This window comes from Vibrio sp. 2130-1 (genome assembly GCF_033339515.1).
On sequence record NZ_JAWOUT010000191.1, the window covers coordinates 1 to 773 of the forward strand.

2 protein-coding genes are annotated in these 773 nt (G+C 45.3%); one reads left to right on the forward strand and one right to left on the reverse strand.

The genetic code is table 11. The features are described 5' to 3' along the window. On the forward strand, positions 1 to 208 hold a 208-nt coding region (locus R7Q09_RS25105; RefSeq protein WP_318143815.1), incomplete at its 5' end, for a TrmH family RNA methyltransferase. A 90-nt stretch (positions 209 to 298) separates the two neighbouring features. On the opposite strand, the gene fdxA is transcribed toward R7Q09_RS25105, so the two are convergent. Next, complete coding sequence (gene fdxA / locus R7Q09_RS25110; protein ID WP_005461160.1) at positions 299 to 622, reverse strand: ferredoxin FdxA; 324 nt, start codon at positions 620 to 622, stop codon at positions 299 to 301. Between the last annotated feature and the right edge of the window lie 151 nt (positions 623 to 773).

Consider the following 773-nt stretch of genomic DNA (forward strand, 5'->3'; position numbering starts at 1 on the left):
TTTCCTTGAAGGTGAGAGCGTGCATAAAACTGAGTTTTCAGCAGAAGGTATTTTGTTGATGGGCAGCGAGTCACATGGTGTGCGAGAAGAAGCGTCCAAGTTCGTGACAGATAAGATCACGATTCCTGCTTTCGGTGGCGCAGAATCTTTAAACGTGGCAATGGCGACGGGCATCATTTTGGACAACATGCGTCGTCAGCACAGCTAATCGTATCAACGAATTTTAGATACAAAAAAGCGTAACGGCCTAGGCGATGTCAAGCTGAGGTTCATTACGCTTTTTTCGTTTTGAATGCGGTTATTTTTCTAACATATCCAACTTGTTTGGCACGCCGTTCCATTTTTCCGCTTCATCCATCGCTGGTTTCACTTCAGTTTGTACCGGCCAGATTTCTGCGAGTTCGGCGTTGAGCTCTTTGTAGATGGTTTGATCTTCAGGCAGCTCGTCTTCTTGGAAGATTGCCGCTGCGGCACACTCGTCAACACACAAGCCACAGTCGATACATTCTATTGGGTTGATTACCATGAAGTTTGGACCTTCGTGGAAGGCGTCAGCCGGGCACACCGCGACACAGTCGGTGTATTTACATTGGATACAGTTATCGGTTACGACAAACGCCATGATAATCAGCTCTTAAGTTAGTCAAAATCAAAGAAGGGGGATAATACTCATCCCAAGGCAAAATTCAACATTCACCAAGTTAAATCCGTCGTCCAACCTTGATTTAGTATGACAGACAATTCAATTTCTCGTAAAATGCGCGCCATTGTGA